Genomic DNA, 16,477 nt, shown 5'->3' on the forward strand with positions numbered 1-16,477 from the left:
ACGAACGGTGCAAACTGCAAGCATGATGACAAAGTAGTATGTTTCACTACACATCACTACATCGAGATATATATGGCTGTTATGTCCCTACGCATACCGGAAGAAATCGCCGATACGCTTGCCAGTCTTGCCAAGGCCACCGGGCGCAGCAAATCCTTTCTCGCAGTTGATGCGTTACGCGAATACTTGACGCGCGAAGCCTGGCAAATTGAAGAAATTCAAAAAGCCCTCAAAGAAGCTGATGCGGGTGACTTCGCAACGGCAGCAGAGGTAAAAGCTATCGCCGACAAATGGCGCAACAATGCAGGTTGAGTGGCTGAGGGTAGCCCTCAGGAACCTTGACGACGAAGCGGCCTTCATTGCCGAAGAAAATCCCAAAGCGGCCTATGAGTTCGTCCAGGCAATTTTGAGCGGCCTTGAGAACATCGCGCAATTTCCCACAATGGGGAAAGAGGGCCGAGTATCCGGTACTCGCGAATGGGTGGTGCCTCGATGGCCTTATATCGTTCCCTACCGCATTCGAGAGGGGCGGTTGCAGGTCATGCGGATTTTCCATACCCGTCGTCAGCCACCCGCGTCTTGGTAGCGATCCTTATTCAGTCTTGTAAAACTCTGCGCACCTGCCCCATCAACCACTGCAACCCCGAATCCCCTCCCCGCCGCGCATGCCACGCCAGCTCAAACGCAAACGATGGAATATGAAACGGCGGCGCTACGGCCAATAAGTGCGGATGCTCGACAGCGCGCAAGCCCCGCGACGATACGGTCAGGATCAGGTCCGTGCCCTCGATCAATTGCGGCGCCACGCCCCAATGCGGCAAGCTGATCGCCACATGCCGCCGCTGACGAATCGCCGTCAGCGCGCGTTCGATTTCCGGCGTGCCGCTGCCGCGCATTTCCAGCAGCACGTGGGGGCGCGAGAGGTAGGTGGGCAGGTCGAGTGTGCCGTCCGGCGGCAGGCTGTTACGGTCCACCAGGCAGGTGTAGTGCTCTTCGAACAAGGGCGTGGTGCGCAGTTCGGCGGGCATGTCGGGGAACACACCGGCGGCCAGGTCAAGGTCGCCATTGAGCACACCGTCGACCATGCCTTCACGGCTGGCCTGGATGACTTGCAGGTCGATGCCCGGCGCCTCACGACGCAGAACGCGGACCAATCCCGGTAGGAAAATCGCCGCGCTGTAGTCCGACATCGCCACACGAAACCGGCGCTTGGCCGACGCCGGATCAAAACAATTCGGCGCCAGCAACGCCTGCACCTGGGCCAGGGCTTCGGCCAGCGGTGCGGCCAATTCCAACGCACGCGCAGTGGGCACCAGCGCGCCGCCATGGCGCACCAGCAACGGATCCCCCAACACATCCCGCAACCGCGCCAGCGCATGGCTGACCGCCGGCTGGCTCAGGTGCAGGCGCTCGGCGGCGCGGGTAACGTGTTGCTCGCTGAGCAAGGCGTCGAGGATCACCAACAGGTTGAGGTCGATGCGGCGCAGATCATTCATCAGCTGCATATCCAGCATAAGAACTAGGAATTTAAATTTGCGCGACGAATAGCCTAGAGTCCAGCAAAACCTCTGGGAGATACCAAATGACAACATTGCAATGGCTGGGTTTATTGGTGCTGGCGGTAATCGCCGGGGCGGTGGTGCCGTTTCAGAGTGCAATCAATGCCAACCTCGGGCGCGGGCTGGGCCATCCATTGTGGGCCACCCTGGCATCGCTGCTGGTGAGCATTATCGTGCTGCTGCCGGTGATCATCGCCCTGCGCCTGCCCTTGCCGAGCCTGGCATTCATTACCCAGGCGCCGTTATGGATGTGGGCCGGTGGCGCGTTTGGCGTGTGCTTTATTTCCTTGGCGCTGATGCTGCTGCCCAAGCTGGGTGCATCCGGGTTCATTGCCCTGGCGTTGGCGGGGCAACTGATTGCATCGCTGCTGCTCGACCACTTCGGGCTGTTTGGCCTGGTGGAGCGTCAACTGACAACGCCCCGGGTGCTTGGGGCGTTGTTGTTGATAGGTGGGGTGGCGCTGATTCAATTCGGCGGCGCACCAGCCAAAGCCCTGGCTGCCGCGTGAAATACCGTCAGCGCTTGTCGGACGTACGCAGCTTGTGTGGCAAACCCCACAGCAACAGTGCTGCGGCAATCAAGGCGCACACAGCGATGACATAAAGCGCCGGCGTGGTACTGCCGGTGATGTCCTTGATGCGCCCCACCATGACCGGGCTGACGATGCCGCCCAACTGCCCCAACGTGTTGATCAGCGCAATCCCGCCAGCCGCCCCGGCACCCGCGCCCGCCAGCAGTTTGGGCGGCAGGGTCCAGAAGGTCGGGATCGACGCGATAATCCCCGCGCCCAGCAGGCCCAGGGCGATGATCAGGAACGTGGTGTGGTTATCAAAGATCCCTGCACAGAAGAACCCTACAGCGCCCAACGCCACCAGCCCGCTGACGAACTTGCGCCGCTCACCCGTGGCATCCGACCAACGCCCCACAAGGACCATGGTGATCGCCCCGCAGATGTAAGGAATGGCCGTCAGCAAGCCAATCACCACCGGGCTTTCGACCCCCGCACTGCGGATCAATTGCGGAGCCCAGAAGTTGAGGCCGTAGGACGCCACCTGAATCAGAAAGTAGATCAGCCCCAGCATCAGGAAACCCGGAATGCGCAGGGCCTGGAGCAACGAGCCTTTCTTGTGCACTTCGTGCACGGCGATACGGCTGGACAGCAAGGTTTTTTCCTCGGCGCTCAGCCAAGGTGCATCTTCGATGCGATCCTTGAATTGCGTCAGCACCATCCACGCCAGCCCTATACACGGCAAGCCGCCAAGCAGGAACAACCAGTGCCAGCCGCGCATCTGCAGCACGCCGTCCAAGTGCTCCAGCACCAGGCCGGAGAAAGGCGCGCCCACCAGCCCGGCGAACGCAGAGGCCAGGAACAGCAAGGAAGTAATCCGCCCACGGAAATCCTGGGGGAACCACAGCGTCAGGTAGTACAGCACGCCAGGGGCAAACCCGGCCTCCATCGCGCCGATCACAAAGCGCAGTGCATAGAACTGCCATTCGGCCGTGACAAATACCATGGCCGCCGTGGCCAGGCCCCAGGACACCATGATCCGCGCAATCCAGCGGCGTGCACCGACCTTGTAGAGCATCATGTTGCTCGGCACTTCGAAGATCACGTAACCGATCACGAACAGCCCCGCGCCCAGGCCATAGGCGGTGTTGCTCAGGCCCAGGTCGGCTTGCAGTTGGAACTTGGCGAAGCTGATGTTGATGCGGTCAAAAAACGCAAACAGGTAGCAGACCATGATCAGTGGCATCAGGCGCCAGGCGACCTTCTTGACCACGGCTTTGATGGGATCGACTTCACCGGCCGGGCGCGCGCCGGCCTCTAACGTATTAGTGCTCATTGTGCTTCTCCAGCGGACTGCTCACAGGCGTCCGATTGTTTTTGTTGTCTGGCAGGCGTTACAACGTGGCGATGTAAGCCGGGGGTGGATGCAAATCACCATTGCGCCCGGCCTTGGCCAGTTGACCGGGCAACTCATGGCCCAACAGCGCCGGCAGGCGCCGGGACATGTCCAGCAGGTGCGCCAAGTCGATCCCGGTGTGAATCCCGACTTCCTCACACAGGTTGACCAGGTCTTCGGTACAGATATTGCCCGAGGCCCCCGGCGCAAACGGGCAGCCGCCAAGGCCGCCAAGCGCCGCATCAAAACGACGGGCACCGGCCTCGTAAGCGGCCAGTACATTGCACAACCCCAGGCCGCGGGTGTTGTGGAAATGCAGGGTCAGGTCACTGGCGGGAATGCGCTCCAGCACGCGCTTGACCAGGCGTTGCACCTGACGGGGGTTGGCCATGCCGGTGGTGTCAGCCAGGCTGATGCCCTGAATGCCCAACTTGCGATAGGCGTCAACGATCTGCAGCACGCGGTCTTCGTCGACCTTGCCTTCGAACGGGCAACCAAAGGTGGTGGCGATACTGCCGTTGAGGCGCACCGGATGCTCGGCGGCAAAGCTGACGATGTCGGCAAATGCTGCCAACGATGCTTCGCAGCGCATGCGCATATTGGCCAGGTTGTGGGTCTGGCTGGCGGACATCACCAGGTTCAGCTCATCGGCGCGAGACGCGATGGCGCGCTCGGCGCCCTTGAGGTTGGGGATCAGCGCCACGTAGATCACACCGGCTTTGCGCTCGATACCCTGGAACACCAGCTCGCCATCGCGCAGCGCAGGGATAGCCTTGGGTGAGACGAACGAACCGGCCTCGATCCGCGAAAAACCGGCAAGTGACAACCGGTCAATCAGCGCGATCTTATCGGCGGTCTCGACCCAGGTCGGTTCGATCTGCAAGCCATCGCGCGGGGACACTTCCTGCACGATCAGCGGGTCGGAATAATCAGTGATCATTGCACCACTCCGGTGGTTTTCAGGCGTTGAATATCGGCGCCGGTGAGGCCCAGCCCGGTGAGAATGTCGTCAGTGTGCTGGCCCAGGGCCGGGCCCGACCAATTTACACCGCCGGGGGTTTGCGAGAGTTTGGGCACAATGCCCGGCATCTTCACCGAAACGCCGCCAGGCAGCTCGGCGTCGAGCAGCATGTCACGTGCCTGGTAGTGAGGGTCGCTGACGATATCCGCCACCGAATAGATACGCCCGGCCGGTACTTGCGCCGTTTCCAGGGCGCTGAGCACCTGCTCGATGGGCAGGCTGCTGGTCCAGTGGGTAATCGCCGCATCCAGCAGGCCGCTCTGCGCCGCACGCCCATCGTTGTGGGCAAACTCGGGGGCTTCGGCCAGATCGATACGGCCGATGGTGGTCATCAGCCGCTTGTAGATCGGGTCACTGTTGCCGGCAATCACCACATAGGCGCCATCGGCGGTGAGGTAGGTATTGGACGGTGCAATGCCGGGCAAGGCCCCGCCGCTGCGTTCGCGCACATGACCGAGCATGTCGTATTCCGGCACGAGGCTTTCCATCAGGTTGAACACGCTTTCAGCCAGGGACACGTCGACAATCTGCCCATCGCCCTGGCCGGTCTTGACCCGCAGCAACGACATCAAGGTGCCGATCACTGCGTGCAAGGACGCGAGGGAATCGCCCAGGCTCACCCCCACTCGCGCCGGTGGCGAATCCGGGTTGCCCGTGGTGTAGCGAATGCCGCCCATGGCCTCGCCGATAGCGCCGAAACCCGGACGGTCTCGGTAAGGGCCAGTCTGGCCGTAGCCGGAGATGCGCACCAGGGTCAGCTTGGGGTTGAGTGCGTGCAGCACGTCCCAGCCCAGGCCGAGTTTTTCCAGGCCGCCTGGGCGCAGGTTTTCGATGAGCACGTCGGCGTCGCCAAGCAGTTGCTTGATCAGGCCCAGGCCTTGCGTGGACTTGAGGTCCAGCGCCAACGACTTCTTGTTGCGTGATTGCAGGTACCACCACAGCGACGTGCCGTTGTGCAGCTTTCGCCACTTACGAAGCGGATCGCCCTGGCCGAGGGATTCGATCTTGATCACCTCGGCGCCAAACTCGGCCATCAACCGTGCGGCGAACGGCGCGGCAATCAAGGTACCGATCTCGATCACCTTGATACCGCTCAGGGGAGCCGTCATGGGGTGTACCTCTTATTCTTGGAATGTGGACCAAGGCTAGAGGACGGGGGCGGAAGAAATCCAACCGTCAGTTGGCAAGGAGCGTTCGCGAAAAGCGAACGCTCAGCGAATTTTCCGTAGGACCAGGCTGGCAGGCTGCTCCAGGGAAGGCATCGACAGACTCAGGTAATCGAACAACAGCCGACTCACTGGCGACAATTGCGCTTCGTCGCGCACCACCAGGATCAAACGGCGATCAGACCAACTGTCCGTCAACGGCACCGCGTGCAAACCCAGTGCGCGCCCAAACAATTCGTAGGCCTTGTGCGGCAGGATACCGATGCCCATATTGGCCTGGACCATCCGGCACATCGCATCAAAGCCCGGCACATGGATACGCAGGCGCAGCATCTTGCCGGCCTCACGCGCAGCGGCGTGGGTACGCATGTTGATTGAGCTCGCGGCGTGCAGGCCGACGTAGTCGCTGTCCAGGGTTTCGGCGAACGCCACGCTCTGGCGCGCTCCCAACGGATGATCCGCCGGCATCAGCACCACCAGTTTGTCGAGCCGATAGGTCACGCTGGGCAAGCCTTTGGTGTCTGTGTCGCACGAGCAGATACCCAGGTCCGCGACGCCGTCCAGCACGCCCTGCACCACGCCGGTACTGGGGCGCTCTTCCAGATCGGTTTTCACTTCGGGATGCAGCTCGGAAAAATCGCGCAAATCTTCAGGAAGGAACTGAATGATCGCCGAGAGATTGGCCAACATCCGCACATAACCGCGCACACCGTGGCTGTGTTCGCCCAGTTCCAGGCCCATCTTCTCGACGTTGAACAACATCTGCCGTGCATGGTGCAACAGCGTTTCGCCAGCGGCCGTCAGGTCCATGCCCTTGGCCCGGCGCACAAACAGGCTTACGCCCAACACGTGCTCCAGTTCCATCAGGCGCTTGCTGGCGGCCGATACCGCAATGGCCTCACGGGCAGCGGCACGGGTCAAAGTGCCTTCTTCGAACACCGCGACAAACAGCTGCAGGGTGATCAGGTCCAGGCGACGCACCAGGCTCTTGTGCAACATCAACGACGCTCGGCAGCCAGACGGTGGATCTCGCCCTGCTCTACCACCGCTTGCGGCGCGCCGTGGCTCACCGCCTGCAACATCGCCCGCCCAACGGTCTCGGTACTCACCACCCAGCTCGGTTTGACCCGGCGCACAAACGAGAGCACAGGCCCCAGCACGGAATAAAAGGCCTGGTACAACGGCGTCTTCGAGCGCACACCGTGCAACGGCTGGATAATCCCCGGCCGGAACAGGTACACCGCCTTGAACGGCAAGCGCAGCAAGGCGTTCTCGGTCTTGCCCTTGACCCGCGCCCACATCGACTTGCCCGCCTCGGAGCTGTCGGTACCGGCGCCGGACACATAGATAAACGTCATCTGCGGATTGAGCCGCGCCAAGGTGCTGGCAGCGACGAGGGTCAAGTCATAGGTGAGATGGGTGTACCTGGTTTCATTCATGCCGGCCGAAGACACGCCGAGGCAGAAGAAGCACGCATCAAAACCTTGCAGCAGGTTTTCCAGGGGTTGGAAATCCAGCATGTCACCGTGCAATACCTGATGCAGCTTGCCGTGTTCCTGGGTCAGTGGCGTGCGGCCAACGGCGACGATTTCCTGCACGTCGGCAGCCAACAGGCATTCACGCAGAACACCCTGGCCGACCATGCCGGTGGCGCCGAATAACAGAACTCTCATAAGGGGACCTCAGCGGCAAGCCGCAAGCTCAAGTTAAACGCATTCGACTTGTAGCTTAACGCTTGCCGCTTGCCACTGCCCCTATTCAAAACGCGCTGCGAAAAATCTCCTCAATCTGACGCTGATCCGCGCGCCGTGGGTTGGTCAGGCCACACGCATCCTTCAACGCATTGGCCGCCAGCAACGGAATGTCCTGCAACTTGGCGCCCAGTTCACGCAGGCCAGCGGGAATTTCAACGTCCTGGGCCAGGCTGCGGATGGCGGCGATGGCGGCTTGGGCGCCCTCTTCTGCGGTGATGCCCTTGATCTCGGCACCCAGTGCGCGGCCCACGTCGCTCAAGCGTTTGGCGCTGACGCTGGCGTTGAAGCTTTGCACATGGGGCAGCAGCACCGCATTGCACACGCCGTGGGGCAGGTCGTAGAAACCGCCCAACTGGTGGGCCATGGCGTGCACAAAGCCCAGGGATGCGTTGTTGAAGGCCATGCCGGCGAGGAACTGCGCGTAAGCCATGTTTTCCCGCGCGACCTTATCGCTGCCGTCGCGTACGGCCAAGCGCAAGTTGGCGCTGATCAGTTCGATGGCCTTGATCGCGCAGGCATCGGTGATCGGCGTGGCGGCGGTCGAGACGTAGGCTTCGATGGCGTGGGTCAGGGCGTCCATGCCGGTGGCGGCGGTGAGCCCCTTGGGCATGCCGACCATCAGCGCTGGGTCGTTGACCGACAGCAGCGGCGTGACGTTGCGGTCAACGATGGCCATTTTCACGTGGCGCGCTTCGTCGGTGATGATGCAAAAACGCGTCATCTCGCTGGCAGTGCCGGCGGTGGTGTTGATGGCGACCAGCGGCAGTTGTGGCTTGGCCGACTGATCGACGCCTTCGTAGTCGCCGATATGCCCGCCGTTGGTGGCGCACAGGGCAATCCCCTTGGCGCAGTCATGGGGCGAGCCGCCGCCCAGCGACACCACAAAATCACATGCACTGTGCTGCAACAACGCCAGGCCTTTCTCAACGTTTTCCACATTGGGGTTGGGCTTGGCGCCGTCGTAGATCACCGAGTCAATGTCCTGCATCGCCAGTTTTTCGGCGATCATGCTGGCCACGCCCGCCTTGGCCAGGCCGGCGTCGGTGACGATGAGCGCCTTGCGAAAACCGTAGTTGCGGATGGCGTTCATGGCTTCGTCGAGGCAATCGGTGCCCATGATGTTGACGGCAGGAATGAAGAAGGTGCTGCTCATGGCGAATCCTCGGATAACATTTATGCCTACAGCATCGACCTCACTGGCCTGCGGCATCTTGATCAGGATCAACGCCCGCTCGTGATAAAGTCACCGCCCAGCCGATTTCGAGTAGCCCGCCGCAATGAAGGATTTCCAGGATATTGACGCCCACCTTGAAGACTGGAGCGCCCTGCGCAGCGCCATCGACTTCACTGGGATTCTGATCGGCAACGGCGCGAGTCGTACGATTTGGGAAGACTTTGCCTACGACTCGCTGTTTGAAAACGCCCGCACCGTCGAAGAAAAACCCCTGAGCCCCTCTGAACTCAGCGTGTTCGACGCCCTGCAAACCCGCAGTTTCGAGCAAGCCCTGGGCGCGCTGAAAACCACCAGCCGGGTCAACAAGGCGTTGGCAGTCAGCTCGGCGGCACCGCGCAATCGCTACTACGCGATCAAGGAAGCGTTGATCAACACCATCCACGCGGTGCATATCCCGTGGCGCCTGGTGCAGCCATCGACACTGGCAGCGATCAATACGGAACTGGCCGGTTATGCCACTGTGTTTACCAGTAACTACGATCTGCTCAACTACTGGGCGATCCTGCACACGCCGGGCATCGACGACCTGTTTCGCAACGCCGACGCCAGCTTCGACCTGCGCAACACCCGCACCGACGCCACACGCATCCTGTACCTGCACGGCGGCCTGCACCTGGTGCGCAACCTCGACGGCACTGCGCGCAAACTGCCGACGACCGACAGCACCTTGCTCAGCAGCTTTGCCATCAACAACACGATCAAGACCCTGGACGATGTGCCGCTGTTTGTCAGCGAAGGCAAGATGGAGGAGAAGCTCAAGACCATCCGCAGTTCGGATTACCTGTCGTTCTGCTATGAGCAATTGCTGACTCATGAGGGCGCGCTGTGCATCTTCGGGCACGGTCTGGGGCCGCAGGATCAGCACTTGGTGGACGCGATTCGCCAGGCCAATGTGAGCACGCTGGCGATCTCGGTGTCGGGCCGCAGTGAAGGGTTTATCCGCCAGCAGAAGCGGCGGTATTTCGAGTTGTTTGATGGCAGCGGTGTGGCGCTGAAGTTTTTTGCGGCGCGCACGCATCCGCTGGGGAATGCAGCACTGTCCGTCCCTGTCGAACGCTGATCAAAAATTCGGATCGTGATTATTCTTCCGCGCTGTGCACCACCACCAGCAACTGCGCCTGCACGTCCCCCACCGAACGAAGCCGGTGCGGCTTTTGCGCGTTGAAGTGCAACGCATCGCCTCGCTGCAAAATCACCCGTTCGTTCATGAAGTCCACCTCTACCGCGCCTTCATGCACGAACAGAAACTCCTCCCCCAGATGCTCCTTGAAGGTCTTGTCGCTGAACTCCGCCGGCGGATAAATGATGAACGGCAGCAAGCTGCGCTCGCTGACTTGATGGGCCAGCACCGCGTAACCCGGCGTGGTATCGGGCCGCTCGTGACTGCGCACCAGGCTGTAGCTGTCGAGGCTGACGCGATCCTCGCTGAACAATTCCTCGACGTTCACGTTCAACGCCTTGGCCAGTTTCAACGCGGCGGCAATGGACGGCGTGTTGAGCCCGCGCTCGACCTTGGACAGGTAACTCTTGGTCATCCCGGATTTTTCAGCCAGGGCCTCCAAGGTCACGCCAAGTTTTTTCCTTAATAATTTCAAACGGATAGACATGCGCTGCGGGTAATCCATGCAGAAAACGATAAGCTGTGCTTGCTAATGACACAAAGTGTCATATAGCATCTTTAGTGTCATTTGCTCTAACCCAAAGGACACCGATATGGCCAAGACATTAGCACTCCCCAAAGACCAACTGGTCAAGCACGCACTGAATCAGATGCAAAACAGCCTGGCGGATAATACGTGGACCGACCGGCAAAAGCTGGCGCTCACCTGCCGCATCCTGTTCGAGAACGGCCACGACTCCGGCCTGGCCGGGCAGATCACCGCACGCGGCCCCACGCCAGGCACCTATTACACCCAACCATTGGGCCTGGGTTTTGATGAGATCACCGCCAGCAACCTGTTGCTGGTGAACGAGGACCTTGAAGTGCTGGAAGGTCACGGCATCCCCAACCCGGCCAACCGTTTCCACAGCTGGGTCTACCGTGGCCGGCCGGATGTGAACTGCATCATCCACACGCACCCCACCCATATCGCGGCGTTGTCGATGCTCGAAGTGCCGCTGCAGGTGTCCCACATGGACCTTTGCCCGCTGTACGAAGACTGCGCCTTCCTGGAAGCCTGGCCAGGCGTGCCGGTGGGCAATGAGGAAGGCGATATCATCACCACGGCGCTCGGCGACAAGCGCGCGATTTTGCTCTCGCACCACGGTCAACTGTCCACCGGGGCGAGTATCGAGGAGGCCTGCGTAATCGCTCAGTTGATCGAGCGCGCCGCCAAATTGCAGCTGCTGGCGATGGCGGCGGGCACTATCAAGCCGATCCTGCCAGCGCTGGGCCGCGAGGCCCATGACTGGATTTCCCGACCCAAGCGCCATGGCGCCGCGTTCAACTATTACGCCCGGCAGAACCTGCGCCAACACGCCGATTGCCTGAACTGACCCGCCCCTCTCAGACCGGAGACTATCCATGTCCAGCCCCACTCTTCACGGCATCATCGGCTACACCATCACACCGTTCAGCGCTGACGGTCAAAGCATCGACCTCGGCGCCCTCGGCCGCTCCATCGACCGTCTGATCGACAGCGGCGTGCATGCCATTGCGCCGCTGGGCAGCACCGGCGAAGGCGCGTATCTAAGCGATGCCGAGTGGGACGAAGTCAGCGCCTACAGCCTCGCAAAAATCGCCCGGCGCGTGCCGACCATTGTCAGCGTGTCCGACCTGACCACCGCCAAGGCTGTGCGCCGCGCCCGTTACGCCGAAGCCAACGGCGCCGATGTGGTGATGGTGCTGCCGGCCTCGTACTGGAAACTCAGCGAGGCGGAAATTCTCGCCCACTACGCGGCGATCGGCGACAGCGTCGGTGTGCCGATCATGCTCTACAACAACCCGGCCACCAGTGGCACGGACATGTCGGTGGAACTGATCCTGCGCATCCTCAAGCAGGTCGAGAACGTGACCATGGTCAAGGAAAGCACCGGGGATATTCAGCGTATGCACCAGCTGCATCGTCACAGTGATGTGCCGTTCTACAACGGCTGCAACCCGCTGGCGCTGGAAGCCTTCGCGGCGGGTGCCAAGGGTTGGTGCACGGCGGCGCCGAACCTGATCCCGCAGCTCAACCTGGATTTGTATAACGCTGTATTGGCCAATGACCTGACCCTCGCACGTGAACTGTTTTATCGTCAGTTGCCGCTGCTGGAATTTATCCTCAAGGGCGGGTTGCCGGCGACGATCAAGGCTGGGCTGCGGTTGACCGGATTGGAGGTGGGTGATCCGCGGTTGCCGGTGTTCCCCTTGGGTGAAGCGGGGATTGAACAGCTGACGACGCTGCTGCGCTGACGCGGCGATCCAGTGTGGGGCGGGGCCGCCCTCCCACATTTTAAATAGAGTAGATCCTTCAAATAGAGACAAATGACAATAGTTCTCGATATCATTCACGACTTTTCCCACGTCGTGCTTCGTCAAGAAGGATATCCATGTCTCGTCCCAAGCCCGACCCGGTGTCGGCCGATGCCTTTCGCGGGTTTTATACGGATATTCTGTATTTCCTGCGTAAACGCACGGACAACGCCAGCGACGCGGCGGACATGACCCAGGATGTCTTTACCCAATGGCTGGACTACCGCGACCGCGCCAAGGTCGAGCAGCCCCGAGCGTTTCTGTTCCAGATGGCACGCAACCTGCTGCGTGATCACTGGCGCAAACAGAAGGTACGACACACCGTCCATCAAGATCAGGCCGCCATGGACGTCGAACCTGTCACCGACGAGCAAAACGATCCCATGGCCGCCGCGCAACGCTTGCAACGCCTGGAACAGTTGAAAGAAGTCCTCGCCGAACTCTCGCCCCGCAGGCGAGAAGCCCTTATGCTGCACCGCTTCGAAGGCCTGAGCCAGGCGCAGATTGCAGAACGCATGGGCATTTCGACCAGCATGGTGGAAAAGCACATCGCCTTTGCCCTGCTGCATTGCAAGCGACGCCTTCAAAACGACCCCGGCACGGAGCAGCCAGAATGAACCGCCTGAGCGACACCGACGACCTGGATATCGACGATAGCGACGCCATCGACGCCCAGGCCGCCAGCTGGTTTGCGCGCAACCGCAACGACACCGACCGCGCCGACCGCCGGGCGTTTGCCGCCTGGGTGGCCGAACCGGCCCATGCCCGCGCCTATGCCGAATTCGAGCAACTGTGGGCGGACCTGGCCCAGTTGCAGCAACTGAACAAACCCGTGGCGCTGCCCAAGCGCAAACCATCGGTATGGCGCCCTGCGCTAGCGGTGGCCGCCGCATTGCTGTGCGCGGTGCTGGCCACGCATATCGGCGCGCCGCGTGAGCTCTATCACACCCAGGTCGCTGCCCATGCCAAGGGCATGCGCACCGTGAATCTGCCGGATGGCAGTACCTTGTACGTGAATGCCAATACTCAACTGCGCGTGGACTTCAATGCGCACCAACGCATCGTGCACCTGGACAAGGGCCAGTTGTACATCGAGGTGGCTGCCGACAAGGAGCGCCCGCTGTTCGTGCAGGCCGGCGAGGCCACTGTGCGGGTGGTCGGCACCGGCTTTGACGTGCGACGCAGCCAGCAGCAACTGGTGGTCAGCGTCGCCCACGGCCAGGTCGCGTTCGAACCGGACACCAAAAGCCCCGTCACCCTGCTCGGCGCCCGGCAACGCGCCAGCTATAGCTACACCAAAGGCACCTTGCAGCAGCAAACCCTCACGGCTGAAGAAGTGGCCGACTGGCGCAGCGGGCACTTGTCGTTTCGCAACCGCGAACTGGTCAGCCTGATCGATGAACTGAGCCTGTACCGCCCCCAAGCGCCGTTGCAGGTGAGCAACGCCGTGGCCCACCTGACAGTGTCGGGCAATCTTGATGTGAATGACCCCGACGCCCTGCTCAATGCCCTGCCCGCCCTGCTGCCGGTGAAAACCGTGGCGTCGGCCGATGGCATTGTCCGGATAGAACCGAGCAAGTAAGCCAGCCAAAATCACACTTGAGAATATTTTTCATTCGCAGGTGTGGTTTTTTTGGCCAGCCCCGTCTTCCTCCGGTCTGCGTTTGATACGCACGCATTTTCGGCCATTTGGCCACACTGGGGGATTTCATGTTTCGCGCGCCTTGCCACGCTACGCATCTGTTTCTGCGACCAACCCTTATTGCCAGCTGCCTGGCCTTCAGCCTCAGTGCCCAGGCCGAGTCGTTCACCCTGCACCTGCCCGCCCAGTCGCTGGCCACCTCCCTGAGTCAGGTGGCGCAGCAGGCGAAAATCCAGTTGCTGTTCGATGAAACGCTGCTCAAGAACGTACAGGCACCGGCGCTCAACGGTGATTTCACCCCGGAAGTGGCGATTCGCACCCTGCTGAAAAACGCTGCGTTTACCTTGATCAAGGTGGGCAGTACCTACGTGGTCAAGCCCGAAGAGGCCAAGACCACCAGCAGCGGCGCCGTGCAACTGGATGCCCTGAGCGTGATCGGCACTGGCACCCAGGTCGACTCCAGCACCGTCGGCCGCTCTACCATGAAGCAGGCGGATATCGACCGCTTTCAGCCCAACAACGTCCCCGCGCTGCTGCAAAACCTGCCGGGTGTATTTATGGGTGGCTCGTCCAAGCCCGGAGGCCAGACCATCAATATCCGTGGCATGGGTGAGGCCGAAGACGTGCCGATGTCGGTGGATGGCGCCACCAAAAGCGGCTTTGAGCGATATCAGCAAGGCACCGTGTTTATCGAGCCTGAGCTGATCAAGAGCGTCGAGGTGGAAAAAGGCCCCTACTCGGCCTTCACCGGCAACGGTGGCTTCGGCGGCTCGATCATCATGGAGACCAAAGATGCTCCCGACATGCTGGAGGACGGCCGCAACGCCGGCGCCATGCTCAAGTATGGCTACGCCAGCAACGATCACGAGCAGGTCTACAGCTCGGCCGTTTACGGGCGCACCGACGATGGCCGCTTCGACGCTCTCGCCTACCTGACCCAGCGCGATGGGGGTGACATGAAGCTGGCCGGCACGCCGCCGGATCCCCGCAATGAGTACCCGATCAATCCCAAGCGCCTGCCCAACAGCGCACAGAATGTGGACGGTAAGTTGTTCAAGCTCAACGCCCACTTCACTGATGAACACAGCGCAGGCTTGTCGTACTCGCGCTCCAACAGCCGGCGCTGGACGCCATTCTCGGCCAAAAGCTATCCCACCCCGCCGCTGCAGTCGGCGATTGACCGCTATGGCTACGAGGGTGCATTGAAACGCTTCCTCGCCAATCGGGAAACCATCGATACCACGTACTCGGGCAAGTACCTCTACCAGCCGCTGGACAACCCGCTGATCGACATGAAGCTCAGCTATTCGGTGTCTCATACCGACCAGACCGATGAGCGCAACGCCGATGCGTCGTTCTCCCTGGCCACGGGTGGGCGCAAGATGGACACCGCCTACGGCGACAAGATTCTGGAACTGCGCAACATCAGCCTGTTCAGCACCGGCCCGCTGGAACATGCCGTGACCAGCGGCGTGCAGATTCGCAAGCACAAGCGTGAAACCGAAAGCTGGATGCCCGGCGCAACCTACAACACCGCCAAGTACAACTACGGCCACTTCCAGCCGTACTTCATGCCCCATGGCAAAGTCGACACCAACGCGTTCTACCTGCAGGACGCCGTGACCCTCGGCGACGTGACCATCACCCCCTCCCTGCGCTATGACCACGTGCGCAACCGTGGCGAAGCCAACGACGCGCCGTACTACAGCAACCCCGATCCCTCCATCGGGCATGACTACAGCGACCGCACCTACACCGGTTGGTCACCCCGCCTGGCGGCCTATTGGAACATCACGCCGGACGTGGCGATGTTCGCCAGTTGGAACAAAACCTGGCGCGCCCCGGTGATCGACGAACAGTACGAAGTCCAGGGCTTGGGCAGCCGCACGTCCACCAGCCTTAATCTCAACCCGGAGCGCATCACCGCCATAACCGCGGGCAACGTCACCAATTTCTCCAACCTCATCGGCCGTGACGACAACCTGCAACTGCGTGCGACGCTGTTCCACAACCGCATCGAAGACGAGATTTTCAAGGCAACGGGCATCGGCTGTGACCGTCAGAACACCGCAGTGGGGGGCATCGACGGCGTCTGCACCAGCGCCGACATGGCCGCCAAGACCAACTACCGCAACGTCGGTGGCATGACGATCAAGGGTTTTGAGCTTGAGGCCTACTACGACTCGACCTATCTGTTCGGCTCGGTGAGTTACTCCTATGCTACCGGCAAACGCGACAACCCCTACACCAACCCGTGGGCCACCGACATCCACGTCTGGGCCCGGGACATTCCACCAGCCAAATGGGTGTTGATGATGGGCAACAAGATCCCCGCCTGGAACGCCCAATTCGGCTGGACGGCGCAGTTCGTGCGCAAGACCGACCGCCTGCCCAGCGATAAATACTCAAGCGCCTTGAACAGCTCGGTGGGCGACACGTTCTATGACCAATACGCCAACCCGTCCTACGGCAGCATGGGCCTGTTCGCCAATTGGAAACCCCAACAGGCCGGCCTCAAAGGCACCGAAGTCAACTTCACTGTCGACAACCTGCTTAACAACAACTACCGGCCGGCACTCAGCGGCGACCGTGCCTACAGCGAAGGGCGCAACGCCAAGATCAGCGTCACACGCTTCTTCTAAAACTGTACGGATAATTCCGTACCCAGCTGTAGGCCCGCATTCGGCGGGGGTTGTGGCTAGATGGGCTTCCCTTGAAGCCCTCTGGATTTCGGTACCC

At 61.1% G+C, this 16,477-nt stretch carries 17 protein-coding genes; 9 read left to right on the forward strand and 8 right to left on the reverse strand.

Annotated elements, in window-relative coordinates:
• Positions 1-72: 72 nt before the first annotated feature.
• Both AOA60_RS31125 and AOA60_RS31130 read left to right on the forward strand, forming a co-directional pair.
• The gene (locus AOA60_RS31125) at positions 73-312 is read left to right on the forward strand and encodes a CopG family ribbon-helix-helix protein (RefSeq protein WP_099587527.1); all 240 of its coding nucleotides are present in this window, start codon (positions 73-75) and stop codon (positions 310-312) included.
• The gene (locus AOA60_RS31130) at positions 302-586 is read left to right on the forward strand and encodes a type II toxin-antitoxin system RelE/ParE family toxin (protein WP_099587528.1); all 285 of its coding nucleotides are present in this window, start codon (positions 302-304) and stop codon (positions 584-586) included. Before AOA60_RS31125 ends, AOA60_RS31130 begins: the two co-directional genes overlap by 11 nt.
• 10 nt (positions 587-596) lie before the next feature.
• Here the strand turns inward: AOA60_RS31130 and AOA60_RS31135 are convergent, their stop codons facing one another.
• Positions 597-1,514 carry a LysR family transcriptional regulator gene (locus AOA60_RS31135; RefSeq protein ID WP_099587529.1) on the reverse strand — a complete coding sequence of 306 codons (918 nt, stop codon included), beginning with the start codon at positions 1,512-1,514 and terminating at the stop codon, positions 597-599.
• Positions 1,515-1,582: 68 nt separating this feature from the next.
• Here AOA60_RS31135 and AOA60_RS31140 point away from each other — a divergent pair, with 68 nt between their 5' ends.
• Positions 1,583-2,068: a DMT family transporter gene (locus AOA60_RS31140; protein ID WP_099587530.1), complete on the forward strand. Its 486-nt coding sequence runs from the start codon at positions 1,583-1,585 to the stop codon at positions 2,066-2,068.
• Between the two features lie 7 nt (positions 2,069-2,075).
• Here the strand turns inward: AOA60_RS31140 and AOA60_RS31145 are convergent, their stop codons facing one another.
• The 6 genes from AOA60_RS31145 to yiaY form a co-directional block, all read right to left on the reverse strand.
• Positions 2,076-3,404 (reverse strand): MFS transporter, encoded by a 1,329-nt coding sequence (locus AOA60_RS31145; RefSeq protein ID WP_099587531.1) that lies wholly within the window; start codon positions 3,402-3,404, stop codon positions 2,076-2,078.
• 58 nt (positions 3,405-3,462) lie between these two features.
• Positions 3,463-4,404, reverse strand: coding sequence for a hydroxymethylglutaryl-CoA lyase (locus AOA60_RS31150; protein WP_099587532.1), 942 nt, complete (start codon positions 4,402-4,404; stop codon positions 3,463-3,465).
• On the reverse strand, positions 4,401-5,594 hold the full coding sequence (locus AOA60_RS31155) for a CaiB/BaiF CoA-transferase family protein (RefSeq protein WP_099587533.1): 1,194 nt from the start codon (positions 5,592-5,594) through the stop codon (positions 4,401-4,403). Before AOA60_RS31155 ends, AOA60_RS31150 begins: the two co-directional genes overlap by 4 nt.
• Positions 5,595-5,696: 102 nt before the next feature.
• Positions 5,697-6,650: a LysR family transcriptional regulator gene (locus AOA60_RS31160; RefSeq protein ID WP_099587534.1), complete on the reverse strand. Its 954-nt coding sequence runs from the start codon at positions 6,648-6,650 to the stop codon at positions 5,697-5,699.
• The gene (locus AOA60_RS31165; RefSeq protein WP_099587535.1) at positions 6,650-7,324 is read right to left on the reverse strand and encodes an NAD(P)H-binding protein; all 675 of its coding nucleotides are present in this window, start codon (positions 7,322-7,324) and stop codon (positions 6,650-6,652) included. Before AOA60_RS31165 ends, AOA60_RS31160 begins: the two co-directional genes overlap by 1 nt.
• Positions 7,325-7,409: 85 nt before the next feature.
• Positions 7,410-8,558 (reverse strand): L-threonine dehydrogenase, encoded by a 1,149-nt coding sequence (gene yiaY, locus AOA60_RS31170; RefSeq protein WP_099587536.1) that lies wholly within the window; start codon positions 8,556-8,558, stop codon positions 7,410-7,412.
• A 124-nt stretch (positions 8,559-8,682) separates the two neighbouring features.
• On the opposite strand from yiaY, the gene AOA60_RS31175 reads away from it, so the two are divergent.
• Entirely contained in the window at positions 8,683-9,699 is a 1,017-nt protein-coding gene (locus tag AOA60_RS31175) for a DUF4917 family protein (protein WP_099587537.1), read from the forward strand.
• A 19-nt stretch (positions 9,700-9,718) separates the two neighbouring features.
• Here the strand turns inward: AOA60_RS31175 and AOA60_RS31180 are convergent, their stop codons facing one another.
• Entirely contained in the window at positions 9,719-10,246 is a 528-nt protein-coding gene (locus tag AOA60_RS31180; protein WP_099587538.1) for a helix-turn-helix domain-containing protein, read from the reverse strand.
• Positions 10,247-10,352: 106 nt separating this feature from the next.
• Here AOA60_RS31180 and AOA60_RS31185 point away from each other — a divergent pair, with 106 nt between their 5' ends.
• The 5 genes from AOA60_RS31185 to AOA60_RS31205 all read left to right on the forward strand — a co-directional run bounded on the left by AOA60_RS31185 (position 10,353) and on the right by AOA60_RS31205 (position 16,380).
• On the forward strand, positions 10,353-11,135 hold the full coding sequence (locus tag AOA60_RS31185; protein ID WP_099587539.1) for an aldolase: 783 nt from the start codon (positions 10,353-10,355) through the stop codon (positions 11,133-11,135).
• A 28-nt stretch (positions 11,136-11,163) separates the two neighbouring features.
• Positions 11,164-12,036, forward strand: coding sequence for a dihydrodipicolinate synthase family protein (locus tag AOA60_RS31190; RefSeq protein ID WP_099587540.1), 873 nt, complete (start codon positions 11,164-11,166; stop codon positions 12,034-12,036).
• A 137-nt stretch (positions 12,037-12,173) separates the two neighbouring features.
• Entirely contained in the window at positions 12,174-12,713 is a 540-nt protein-coding gene (locus AOA60_RS31195; protein ID WP_099587541.1) for an RNA polymerase sigma factor, read from the forward strand.
• The gene (locus tag AOA60_RS31200) at positions 12,710-13,678 is read left to right on the forward strand and encodes a FecR domain-containing protein (protein ID WP_099587542.1); all 969 of its coding nucleotides are present in this window, start codon (positions 12,710-12,712) and stop codon (positions 13,676-13,678) included. Before AOA60_RS31195 ends, AOA60_RS31200 begins: the two co-directional genes overlap by 4 nt.
• A gap of 128 nt (positions 13,679-13,806) precedes the next feature.
• Positions 13,807-16,380: a TonB-dependent receptor gene (locus AOA60_RS31205; protein WP_099587543.1), complete on the forward strand. Its 2,574-nt coding sequence runs from the start codon at positions 13,807-13,809 to the stop codon at positions 16,378-16,380.
• Positions 16,381-16,477: the final 97 nt, after the last annotated feature.

This window comes from Pseudomonas sp. 2822-17, from assembly GCF_002742485.1.
GTDB classification, from domain to species: domain Bacteria; phylum Pseudomonadota; class Gammaproteobacteria; order Pseudomonadales; family Pseudomonadaceae; genus Aquipseudomonas; species Aquipseudomonas cyclaminis.

What these genes read in the sequence shown, in the direction of transcription:
- AOA60_RS31125 (WP_099587527.1), top strand. Translation starts at nt 73, where the DNA reads ATGGCTGTTATGTCCCTACGCATACCGGAAGAAATCGCCGATACGCTT.
- AOA60_RS31130 (WP_099587528.1), top strand. Translation starts at nt 302, where the DNA reads ATGCAGGTTGAGTGGCTGAGGGTAGCCCTCAGGAACCTTGACGACGAA.
- AOA60_RS31135 (WP_099587529.1), bottom strand. Translation starts at nt 1,514, where the DNA reads ATGCTGGATATGCAGCTGATGAATGATCTGCGCCGCATCGACCTCAAC.
- AOA60_RS31140 (WP_099587530.1), top strand. Translation starts at nt 1,583, where the DNA reads ATGACAACATTGCAATGGCTGGGTTTATTGGTGCTGGCGGTAATCGCC.
- AOA60_RS31145 (WP_099587531.1), bottom strand. Translation starts at nt 3,404, where the DNA reads ATGAGCACTAATACGTTAGAGGCCGGCGCGCGCCCGGCCGGTGAAGTC.
- AOA60_RS31150 (WP_099587532.1), bottom strand. Translation starts at nt 4,404, where the DNA reads ATGATCACTGATTATTCCGACCCGCTGATCGTGCAGGAAGTGTCCCCG.
- AOA60_RS31155 (WP_099587533.1), bottom strand. Translation starts at nt 5,594, where the DNA reads ATGACGGCTCCCCTGAGCGGTATCAAGGTGATCGAGATCGGTACCTTG.
- AOA60_RS31160 (WP_099587534.1), bottom strand. Translation starts at nt 6,650, where the DNA reads ATGTTGCACAAGAGCCTGGTGCGTCGCCTGGACCTGATCACCCTGCAG.
- AOA60_RS31165 (WP_099587535.1), bottom strand. Translation starts at nt 7,324, where the DNA reads ATGAGAGTTCTGTTATTCGGCGCCACCGGCATGGTCGGCCAGGGTGTT.
- yiaY (WP_099587536.1), bottom strand. Translation starts at nt 8,558, where the DNA reads ATGAGCAGCACCTTCTTCATTCCTGCCGTCAACATCATGGGCACCGAT.
- AOA60_RS31175 (WP_099587537.1), top strand. Translation starts at nt 8,683, where the DNA reads ATGAAGGATTTCCAGGATATTGACGCCCACCTTGAAGACTGGAGCGCC.
- AOA60_RS31180 (WP_099587538.1), bottom strand. Translation starts at nt 10,246, where the DNA reads ATGTCTATCCGTTTGAAATTATTAAGGAAAAAACTTGGCGTGACCTTG.
- AOA60_RS31185 (WP_099587539.1), top strand. Translation starts at nt 10,353, where the DNA reads ATGGCCAAGACATTAGCACTCCCCAAAGACCAACTGGTCAAGCACGCA.
- AOA60_RS31190 (WP_099587540.1), top strand. Translation starts at nt 11,164, where the DNA reads ATGTCCAGCCCCACTCTTCACGGCATCATCGGCTACACCATCACACCG.
- AOA60_RS31195 (WP_099587541.1), top strand. Translation starts at nt 12,174, where the DNA reads ATGTCTCGTCCCAAGCCCGACCCGGTGTCGGCCGATGCCTTTCGCGGG.
- AOA60_RS31200 (WP_099587542.1), top strand. Translation starts at nt 12,710, where the DNA reads ATGAACCGCCTGAGCGACACCGACGACCTGGATATCGACGATAGCGAC.
- AOA60_RS31205 (WP_099587543.1), top strand. Translation starts at nt 13,807, where the DNA reads ATGTTTCGCGCGCCTTGCCACGCTACGCATCTGTTTCTGCGACCAACC.